This window comes from Aeromonas sp. PrichA-15 (assembly GCF_017939245.1).
In the GTDB taxonomy this organism is placed as follows: Bacteria; Pseudomonadota; Gammaproteobacteria; order Enterobacterales; family Aeromonadaceae; genus Aeromonas; species Aeromonas caviae.
Map to the genome: position 1 here is coordinate 25,773 of NZ_JAGKRH010000076.1, position 9,735 is coordinate 35,507.

At 61.8% G+C, this 9,735-nt stretch carries 11 protein-coding genes; 8 read left to right on the top strand and 3 right to left on the bottom strand.

Features of this window, described 5'->3' with window-relative positions:
- Positions 1 to 12: 12 nt before the first annotated feature.
- Complete coding sequence (gene blrA, locus J9889_RS11985) at positions 13 to 687, bottom strand: beta-lactam response regulator transcription factor BlrA (protein WP_109112089.1); 675 nt, start codon at positions 685 to 687, stop codon at positions 13 to 15.
- Positions 688 to 838: 151 nt separating this feature from the next.
- Between blrA and J9889_RS11990 the strand changes: the two genes are divergently transcribed.
- Together J9889_RS11990 and glmS are read left to right on the top strand one after the other, a co-directional pair.
- Positions 839 to 1,612, top strand: a complete 774-nt coding sequence (locus J9889_RS11990) for a DeoR family transcriptional regulator (RefSeq protein WP_182935608.1) — start codon at positions 839 to 841, stop codon at positions 1,610 to 1,612.
- Positions 1,613 to 1,663: 51 nt separating this feature from the next.
- Positions 1,664 to 3,496: a glutamine--fructose-6-phosphate transaminase (isomerizing) gene (gene glmS / locus J9889_RS11995; RefSeq protein WP_210556813.1), complete on the top strand. Its 1,833-nt coding sequence runs from the start codon at positions 1,664 to 1,666 to the stop codon at positions 3,494 to 3,496.
- A 64-nt stretch (positions 3,497 to 3,560) separates the two neighbouring features.
- On the opposite strand, the gene J9889_RS12000 is transcribed toward glmS, so the two are convergent.
- Complete coding sequence (locus J9889_RS12000) at positions 3,561 to 4,337, bottom strand: LuxR family transcriptional regulator (RefSeq protein ID WP_042079092.1); 777 nt, start codon at positions 4,335 to 4,337, stop codon at positions 3,561 to 3,563.
- Positions 4,338 to 4,548: 211 nt separating this feature from the next.
- On the opposite strand from J9889_RS12000, the gene J9889_RS12005 reads away from it, so the two are divergent.
- From J9889_RS12005 to J9889_RS12030, 6 genes are read left to right on the top strand one after another with little or no spacing between them, the layout of a single operon-like run.
- Positions 4,549 to 5,310: a DUF3450 domain-containing protein gene (locus J9889_RS12005; RefSeq protein WP_210556814.1), complete on the top strand. Its 762-nt coding sequence runs from the start codon at positions 4,549 to 4,551 to the stop codon at positions 5,308 to 5,310.
- Positions 5,307 to 6,614: a MotA/TolQ/ExbB proton channel family protein gene (locus J9889_RS12010; RefSeq protein ID WP_210556816.1), complete on the top strand. Its 1,308-nt coding sequence runs from the start codon at positions 5,307 to 5,309 to the stop codon at positions 6,612 to 6,614. Before J9889_RS12005 ends, J9889_RS12010 begins: the two co-directional genes overlap by 4 nt.
- Positions 6,611 to 7,141, top strand: a complete 531-nt coding sequence (locus tag J9889_RS12015; RefSeq protein ID WP_042079095.1) for a MotA/TolQ/ExbB proton channel family protein — start codon at positions 6,611 to 6,613, stop codon at positions 7,139 to 7,141. Before J9889_RS12010 ends, J9889_RS12015 begins: the two co-directional genes overlap by 4 nt.
- On the top strand, positions 7,138 to 7,539 hold the full coding sequence (locus tag J9889_RS12020; protein WP_005321875.1) for a biopolymer transporter ExbD: 402 nt from the start codon (positions 7,138 to 7,140) through the stop codon (positions 7,537 to 7,539). Before J9889_RS12015 ends, J9889_RS12020 begins: the two co-directional genes overlap by 4 nt.
- Positions 7,536 to 8,198: an energy transducer TonB gene (locus J9889_RS12025; protein WP_210556818.1), complete on the top strand. Its 663-nt coding sequence runs from the start codon at positions 7,536 to 7,538 to the stop codon at positions 8,196 to 8,198. The genes J9889_RS12020 and J9889_RS12025 overlap by 4 nt, the downstream gene beginning before the upstream one ends.
- 2 nt (positions 8,199 to 8,200) lie before the next feature.
- Positions 8,201 to 9,379, top strand: a complete 1,179-nt coding sequence (locus J9889_RS12030; RefSeq protein WP_210556824.1) for a hypothetical protein — start codon at positions 8,201 to 8,203, stop codon at positions 9,377 to 9,379.
- A gap of 109 nt (positions 9,380 to 9,488) precedes the next feature.
- Here the strand turns inward: J9889_RS12030 and J9889_RS12035 are convergent.
- Positions 9,489 to 9,735 (bottom strand): hypothetical protein (locus J9889_RS12035; protein WP_210556826.1); only part of this gene is annotated, 247 nt, incomplete at its 5' end.

A 9,735-nucleotide genomic window follows, 5' to 3' on the forward strand; every position in this document is an offset into this window, starting at 1 on the left:
GCCACCCTGAGTTCATGCCAGCTCCAGACTGTAGCCCAGCCCGCGGTGGGTCAGGATCAGGTTGGCGTCAGGATCCCGCTCCCGCAGCTTGGCCCGCAGGGTCTTGATGTGGGTGTCGACGGTGCGATCCAGACTCTCTTCCGCATCCTGCCACACCAGATCCATCAGCTGCTGGCGGGAGTAGACCCGACCTGGCGCCTGCATCAGGGTCTTGAGCAGCAGGTACTCATAGCGGGTGAGCGTCAGGGGCTGGCCCAGGAAGCAGATGCGTGCCCGCTCCTCGTCCAGGGCGAGTGGCTGTATCGGCTGGGAGGGGGCGGGCTGGCTGCGGCGCAGGATGACCCGTACCCGTGCACACACCTCACGGGGCGAGAAGGGTTTGGCCACATAGTCGTCTGCCCCTATCTCCAGCCCGATCAGCCTGTCTATCTCCTCGCTGCGGGCGGTGAGAAACATCAGGGGAATATCGGTCAGTGCCCGCACCCGCTTGCACAGTTCGAAGCCGCTGATGTCCGGCAGCCCCACATCCAGGATCAAAAAATCCGGTCGCGTCTGTTCCAGTCGCGCCAGCAACGGCTGACCGAGGGGGAACCACTCCACCTCGAAACCATCGGTCTGCAGGGCATAGATCAGGGTATCGGCAATGCTGGCTTCATCTTCCACCAGCCAGATGAGTCGTTTTTGCATGGCGTCCTCGTCGCAAATCGGTTCCTCATTCTGGCATCGAACCAAATCGGTTCCTCATTCTGGCATCGAACCAAATCGGATCCTATTTGCCGTTTGATTTTTCCCGAAAAGGCATTAATATTTCGCCATTCTTTCGAATCGAAACTTATAGATGACCAAACGCAACACACAGCAGCGCCGTCACACCATAGTGAGTCTGGTGCAGGAGCAGGGGGAAGTCAGCGTCGATGCCCTGGCCAAGCACTTCGCCACTTCCGAGGTGACCATCCGCAAAGATCTGGCGGTGCTGGAGACCGGTGGCCTGTTGCTGCGTCGCTACGGCGGTGCCGTTCCCCTCCCCAGCGAGATGGTGGTGGACAGCAACTCGGAACAAGTTTCGAATCGAAAGCTGGCCATTGCCCGCGCCGCCGCCGAGCGGATCCGCGATCACAACCGCGTCATCATCGACAGCGGCAGCACCACCAGCGCCATGATCCCCATGCTGGGCAACAAGCGCGGCCTCATTGTCATGACCAACTCCCTCAATGTGGCCGGTGCCCTGCGCGAGCTGGAAAACGAGCCCACCCTGCTGATGACTGGCGGGACCTGGGATCCCCACTCCGAATCTTTCCAGGGGCAGGTGGCGGAGCAGGTGCTGCGCTCCTATGACTTCGACCAGCTCTTCATCGGCGCCGATGGCATCGACCCGGAGCGGGGCACCACCACCTTCAACGAGCTGGTGGGCCTCTCCCGGGTCATGGCCGAAGTGTCGCGGGAGGTCATCGTCATGGTGGAGTCGGAGAAGATCGGCCGAAAAATCCCCAATCTCGAGCTGCCCTGGTCCGGCATCCATACCCTGGTGACCGACGAGGGGCTGGCCATCTCGGCCAGAGAACGAATTCAGGCCAAGGGGATCCAGCTGATCTGCGCCCCCGTGGCAGTCTGACCTGAACAAATGATTATCCAACCGAATCAATAGCGTCTTAAGGAGAAGTGTATGTGTGGCATCGTCGGGGCCGTCGCCCAACGTGATGTGGCTGAAATTCTGGTAGAGGGTCTGCGCCGTCTGGAATATCGCGGCTACGACTCGGCCGGTGTGGCCGTGTTCAGCGCCAGTCAGCCGCTGCAGCGGGTGCGTCGCCTCGGCAAGGTGGCCGAGCTGGCCAAGGCGCTGGACGAGCAGTCCGTGCATGGCGGTACCGGCATCGCCCACACCCGCTGGGCCACTCACGGCGAACCGTCCGAGCGCAATGCCCACCCTCACGTCTCCGAGCATATCGTGGTGGTGCATAACGGCATCATCGAGAACCACGAAGAGCTGCGGGAAGAGTTGAAGGCGCTGGGCTATGTGTTCAGCTCCGACACCGACACCGAGGTGATTGCCCATCTGGTGCATCACGAGCTGAAGAGCGCCCCTAGCCTGCTGGCCGCCATGCAGATTGCGGTGAAGCAGCTGCGCGGCGCCTACGGCACCGTCGTGATGGACAGCCGCGACGACAGCCGCCTGGTGGTGGCCCGCTCCGGCTCCCCCCTGGTGATCGGCCGCGGCATCGGTGAGAACTTCATCGCCTCCGACCAGATGGCGTTGCTGCCGGTGACCCGTCGCTTCATCTTCCTGGAAGAGGGGGACGTGGCCGAGGTGACCCGTCGCGACGTGCATGTCTTCGATACCCACGGCGAGGCCGTGGTACGTGAGGAGCTGGAGTCCGAGCTCTCCCACGATGCCGGTGACAAGGGCGAATACCGCCACTATATGCTGAAAGAGATCTACGAGCAGCCCAAGGCCATCACCAACACCCTGGAAGGCCGTCTGGGCAGCGATCACGTGGTGGTCGAGTCCTTCGGCAACGGCGCCCGCGCCATCTTCGACAAGGTCGAACACGTGCAGATCGTGGCCTGCGGCACCTCCTACAACTCCGGCATGGTGGCCCGCTACTGGTTCGAGGAGATCGCCGGCGTCTCCTGCGACGTGGAGATCGCCTCCGAGTTCCGCTATCGCAAGTCAGTGGTGCGCCCCAACAGCCTGCTGGTGACCCTCTCCCAGAGCGGCGAGACTGCCGACACCCTGGCCGCTCTGCGCCTGGCCAAGGAGTCCGGCTACATGAGCTCGCTGGCCATCTGCAACGTGCCGGGCTCCTCCCTGGTGCGTGAATCCGACCTGGCCTTCATGACCCGGGCCGGTGCCGAGATAGGCGTCGCCTCCACCAAGGCGTTCACCACCCAACTGGCCGGTCTGTTGATGCTGGTAGCCTCGGTCGGTCACTGCCGTGGCAACCTGAGTGCCGCCGCCGAAGCCGAGCTGGTCAAGGCGTTGCAGGCCCTGCCGCTGCGCATCAAGGAAGGCCTGGCGCTGGCCAAGCAGATCGAGACCCTGGCCGAAGAGTTTGCCGACAAGCACCACAGCCTGTTCCTCGGTCGCGGCAGCCAGTACCCCATCGCCATGGAGGGGGCGCTCAAGCTGAAAGAGATCTCCTATATCCACGCCGAGGCCTATGCTGCCGGTGAGCTCAAGCACGGCCCGCTGGCGCTGATCGATGCCGAGATGCCCATCATAGTGGTGGCGCCGAACAACGACCTGCTGGAGAAGCTCAAGTCCAACGTGGAAGAGGTGCGCGCCCGTGGCGGTATCCTCTACGTCTTCGCCGATGCCGACGCCGGCTTCAAGAGCGACGAGACCATGCGGGTGATGAGCCTGAACCACGTGGAAGAGGTGATCGCGCCCATCGTCTACACCGTGCCGTTGCAGCTGCTTTCCTACCATGTCGCCCTCATCAAGGGCACCGACGTGGATCAGCCGCGCAACCTGGCAAAATCCGTGACCGTGGAATAAGCCCTCGCCAGAAATGAAGAAGAGCCGCATTGCGGCTCTTTTTGTTTGTCTGATCGAGTGGCCGTTATGACAGCCGCAGGTTGGTGATGGTCACGTCGTCCAGGGAGGGCACTATGATGCCGCTGGAGATGCTCTTGGCGATCGCCTGGTTGCGGTTCTTGGAGTCGGTCTTGTTGGTGACCTGATTGAGGTGGAAGTTCACGGTACGCTCGCTGATGCCGAGGATGGTGGCGATCTCCCAGGAGGTCTTACCCTCGCTGGCCCAGAACAGGCACTCCTTCTCCCGGTCCGACAGCTCGGTCAGGTGCTTCATCAGCTCGGGTCTGCGCTTTATCAACTGCAGCGCCGCACCGAAGATATAACTGGCGCAAAACGACAGTGTGGGAGCGTTTTCAAACATCAGTTCAGAATTGGACTTCTCCTTGCTGATGAAGGAGAGGATGCCGTGCTCCCCCTGCGGGGTGTGGAGCGGGAAGGAGACGCCGTTTCTCACCCCGAAGTCGGCGGCCAGATTCATCACCTCCCGGCTGGCACTGGGCAACCAGGGGGAATCGCAATCTAGCTTGTTCCAGAAGATGGGCTGGGTCTGCTTCAGTCCCAGGAAGACGACCGGATCCTGGGTCAGGTAGTGGCGCTCCGAATAGGCGTCAAACCAGCTGGTGGGACAGTTGTTGAACAAGGCCACATGGGACTTTTGCATGCTGATGGGAAAAATGATCAGCAGCCGAAAGTAATCAAAGCCCATCTGATGGCTGAAGCGCTCCAGTTGCTGCTGGATATCGCTCGTTTTCTTGGCCTTGGTGAACCGATCTATGTGTTCCCAGATCGCATCGTTAAACATGTAACTCTCCTTTTTCGACCACTCATCATCCTGATCGAAAAGACATTTTTTAGTTATTTAGAATGGTGTTGTGACTAACAACGCCAGTAATTCCCGTGCTTGTCTAAAAAGTATCCTGTTTTTTCAGCCGCAGGCCAAGAAAATCATCTGATTGCCACTGGCCCGACTCTTTGAGACAATGAGAATAGTTATCATTGTTAAGATTTATATCATGAATAAGTTTTGGGGTTTGGCCTTGTTGCCACTGTCAGTCCACTTCGCTGCTGGCGCCGACGAGTTGGTCGCACCGGCACTGAAAAACAGCATCGCCGCCGGGAAAGCCTCCCAGCAGCGCGTGGAAAAAGCCGCCGATGCAGCTGTTGCCGCCCGGCTGGAGCTGCAAAATGCCCAGCTGCAACTGCGCGATCTGGAAGCCTACAACCGCTACATGCAGTCTCTGGTGGCCGATCAACAAAATGAGCTGGGCAAACTGAGCCAGCAGCTGGAGGCGGTACAGGAGACCCGGCAGGGCCTGATCCCGCTGATGCTGCAGATGCAGGCCGATCTGGAGCAGCTGATACAAAATGACATGCCGCTGCGCAAGGAAGATCGCCTAGCGCGGGTGGAACAGTTGAAAGCGACCCTGGCCCGCGCCGACGTGAGCGAGGCGGAGAAGTTCCGCCAGCTGCTGCAGGCCTACCAAATCGAAGCCGAATACGGCAGCCGGTTGGATAGCTACTCTGCCGAGCTGGCGCTGGACGGCGCACCGCGCCGGGTCGATGTGCTGGCGGTGGGCCGGATCTCCCTGCTGGCGATGACCGCCGATCGCTCCCAGGCGTGGCGATGGTCTGCGCAGAGCAAGCAGTGGCAGCCCCTCGACAGCCAGTGGCTCTCTCCCATCGCCGAGGCGCTGGAGATGGCTGCCGACAAGAAGGTTCCCCAGTTGTTGAATGTCCCCCTTTCCGTCAGCCGTGGTCAGGAGGCCCAGTCATGAGCGTCACCATGAAGTGGTTCCCCCTCGCCATCGCCCTCTCTCTGGGCACCACCACTGCCGTTGCCGAGGAAGCCTGGCAGCAGCAGGAGCAAGCCCGTGAACAGCAGGCCCAGCAGGATCTGGCGTCCGTCTCCAAGGAACTGAACAGTGCCCGCGCCAAACTGGCCGCGGCCCAGAGCCTCAGCAAGCAGCTGGCGGCCGAGTTTGCCGGCAACGAAAAACAGTTGGTGGAGCTCAACGCCCAGTGGGAGCAGGCCTCCGGCGACATGAACGAGATCTTCGCGGTGACCCGTCAGGGAGCCAGCAACGCGGTCAAGCTGCTGAGCGAATCCGCCGTCGAGGGCCAGTACCCCGAGCGCCTCGCCCCGCTCAAGGCCATGGCGCAGGAGAAGCAGGTGCCGGATCGCGCCGCCCTCGCCCTGCTGCCCGCCACCCTGCTGCAGGAGATCCGTGAATCGGGCCGGGTTGCCCAGTTCGACGGCAAGGTGCTGGATGCACAGGGGGCTGCCAGCGAGCAGACGTTGACCCGGATCGGCAGCTTCGTGCTGTTTGGCGAGCAGGGGTTCCTGCAGCCAACCGCCGAAGGCCTGAGCCCGGTGCTGGGTCTGCCCGGCAGCGTGCTCTCCGCTGCGACCGCCTATCAGGGTCAGGAGGGGGAAGCGCTGCCGCTGGATCCCTCCCACGGCACCCTACTGGAGATGTTGGCACAAGCCCCCACCTTCTGGCAGCAAGTCCAGCAGGGCGGCCAGGTCGGCGCCATCATAGTGCTGCTGGCCGCCATCGGCCTGGGGATCGCCGGAGTACGGCTGTGGAGCCTCTCCCGTGAACTGGGCCGGGTTCGTCGCCAGCTCAAGAGCGGTGAATATTATGCCGACAACGCCCTCGGCCGGGTGCTGACGGTGGCCGACAAGCATCCCGAGCTGAGCATGGAGACCCTCGAACTGCGTCTAGATGAGGCGATCCTGCAGGAGACCCCCCGGATGGAGCGCGGCATCGGTATGGTCAAGGTGATCGCGGCCATCGCCCCCATGCTGGGCCTGCTCGGCACCGTGACCGGGATGATCGGAACCTTCCAGGCCATCACCCAGTTCGGCACCGGCGATCCCAAGATCATGGCGGGTGGCATCTCCATGGCGCTGGTCACCACGGTACAGGGTCTGGTGGCGGCCATTCCGCTGATCCTGGCCCACAGCCTGCTGCAATCCCGTTTCACCGAGCTTTCCAACGTGCTGGAGCAGCAGGTGGCCGGCATTCTGGCCGAGCGGGCCGAGAGCAATAGTGACGGGATGGAGCGGGCGGCATGATGCTCGACATCTGGCAACAGCTGCAGAGCTTCATGGGCCGTGGCGGCCCGGTGCTCTGGGTCATTCTGGCCCTGCTGGTGCTGATGTGGATTCTGATGATCGAGCGACTGCTCTACCTCAACCTGGGGTTTGCCCCGCTGCAGCGACAGCTGCTCGACCGCTGGCAGGCGCGCAGCGAGCGCCACAGCTGGCACGCTCGCGCGATTCGCGGGCGCTGGCTGGCCGAGGCCGAGCTTGAGCTCAATCGTCATCTGATCTTCATCCGCACCCTGGTGGTGCTCTGCCCCATGCTGGGGCTGCTGGGTACCGTGACCGGCATGATAGGCGTATTCGATGCGTTGGCCGCGGCCAACCGCTTTAACCCGGAGAGCATGGCGGGCGGGATCTCCCGAGCCACGATCCCCACCATGGCTGGCATGGTGGTCGCGCTTTCCGGCGTGTTGTTACTCAGCCGGCTCGAGAGCCAGGCCAAGCGTGCGCTGGCCAAGACCCGGGACGGCCTGCGAGAAGAGAAGGTAATGCAATGAGACGGCAATCCAAACGCCAGCGTGACGAAGTGCAGATCGACATGACCCCCATGCTGGATATCGTGTTCATCATGCTGATCTTCTTTATTGTCACCACCTCCTTCGTGCGCGAAGCCGGGCTCGAGGTGCACAGGCCCCAGGCCAGTCAGGCCAAGGCGCAGAAGTCCTCCAGCATCATGCTGGCGATCGGCGCCCAGGGGCAGATCTTCCTCGACCGCAAGCAGATCGATGTGGAGCGGGTGCAGGCCAGTATCGCCCGCCTGCTGGCGGAACAGCCCGATGCCAGCCTGGTGATCCAGGCCGACGAGCGGGTGCCCCACGGCAAGGTGGTACGGGTGATGGATGAAGCCAAGGCGGCAGGCATCGCCAACATCGCCGTGGCGGTGGCACCGAAATGAAATACAAGCTGATGAGCCTGGGACTGGGGATTGCCCTCAGTCTGGGGATCCTGCTGTTCATGGCCACCCTGGTGGAGCCGCCCAGAGGGGAGAAGGCGAGCGCCGAGCAGAAATCCATCGTCATCAACATGCAGAACGAGGTGACCGAGGTACAGGTGCGCGAGCGCCTGGTACCCCAGGAGCCGGAACCCTTGCCGGAGCCGCCTGCCGCGCTGGCCTCGACGCCGCTGCCTATGCCTGCGGCGACACCGCTGCCCTCGGTGCAGCCGAGCCTGGATCTGGTCTCCAGCCTCAGTGCGGTGCAGGTCTATGCCCCTGGCGTTGCGACCAGCCCTACCCCGGTTGCGAGCGGCAATTTCCATGGCCAGCAACAGGGGGCTGGGATTGGCGCCGGTGACATCTTGATGCCGTTGCAGCGGATCGAGCCGGTCTATCCCTATCGGGCCCAACAGGCCGGCATCGAAGGGTCGGTGACCTTGCGCTTCAGCGTCGATGCCGACGGCCGGGTGCAGGATGTGGAAGTGGTTGAGGCCAAGCCGAAGCGTCAGTTCGAGCGGGCGGCCATTCAGGCGATCAACAAGTGGCGCTACCAGCCGAGACCGGGCGCCACCGACAAGCTGGTGCAAGTCATCACGCTCAAATTCAAACTGGAGTCATAACTATGTTGCGGATCTGGATCTGTGTGCTGGCCCTGGTCAGCCAAGCCTGTCTGGCGATGGAGGTGAGCCCTCATTTCTCCCGCCAGCTGGAGCCCGTGATGAAGCTCTATCAGTCCGGCCAGTGGCAACAGGCCCAGAGTAAGGCATCCGGCCTCAAACCAAATAGCGAGGCTGAGCGTGCCTGGCTGGCGCAGTTGCAGGCATCCCTGGCCGCCAACTTGCAGCAGACCGCGCAGGCGAGTCGCTACGTGGAGCAGGCCCTGGCCTATAAGGAGTGGCCAGAGCAGCAACAACTTCAGTTGTTGCGTCTGCGCGGCGACATCCAGGCCCAGCAATCCAACTGGGCTGGCGCCATCGCCAGCTACAAGGCGGCTTTGGCCATCCAGGCTGACGATGCCTTGCGCCTGCGTCTGGCCGGCCTCTATTACCACAACAAGCAGTACGGTGAGGCGGCCAGTCAGAGTGAACAGCTGTTGAAGAAGAGCTGGCAGAAGCAGGCCGCTATCATTCGTCTCTCCGCCCTTACCGCACTGCAGCACTACAGTGTGGCGGCCGATCAGGCCGCAGAGCTGATCCGCTACGAGCCGAAAGAGAGCAAGTGGTGGCAGCAGGCTGTGTCGCTCAACCTCTCCGCCAAGCGCGGCGATCAGGCGCTGGCACTGCTGCAAACCGCCATCGACCGTCAACTGATGGATGACGCCGCTGCCCGCAACCAGCTGGTCCGTCTTTATGCCTGGCAGGGACTGCCCTATCGCGGTGCCCGTCTGCTGGAGTCTGCCATAGCCAAGGGGCAGATGAAGCAGAACGCCGAGAACCGCCAACTGCTGGCCCAATTGTGGGAAGGTGCTCGTGAGTGGCCGAAGGCCGTCGACAGCTGGCAACTGCTTGCCCGCGAGCATGCTCACCCCAAGGCGGCCATGCGCGCCGCCGAACTGTTGTTGCAACAAGGTAGAACGGATGCGGCCATGACCCAGCTCGCGGCCATCAAGTCGGTGAAAGGCGAGCAAGGCAATCGCGCCAAGGCGCTGCTGGTGCAGGCGCACCTCAATAAAGAGCAGTATGCCGAGGCGCTGGAGCTGGCCCGTGAACTGCAGCAGCAGGATAACTGGCAGCAGCGAGCGACCAGCTGGGTCAACTATATCCAGGCGCAAAGCGAAGAATTGAGCAAAAAAGCGGCTTGAAAGCAGGCTGAAGCCCTTGTTTTAGAGGCTTCAGCCTGCTTTTTCAGCAAGCGAACGCATTTTTGCAAAAAGCCCTTGTCATCGCTGCGCGGCTCCCTATAATGCGCCCCTACCAGCACGGCGGACCGCGCCAACCTGATGAGCTCGCTTCCTCGTGAAGCCAGCGCCGAAAGAAAAGCGAAAACAATCGCTTGACTTTCGAAGTGAGGAGCGTAAGATGCGCCTCCTCAACGCGATAAGCGTGACGCTCTTTAACAATTTGAATCAAGCAATCTGTGTGGGCACTCACAGCATCGAGCATCAAAAACAATTTTTGATTTTCAATGTCTGATGAAGTGACCAAAGCAACTTTTAGT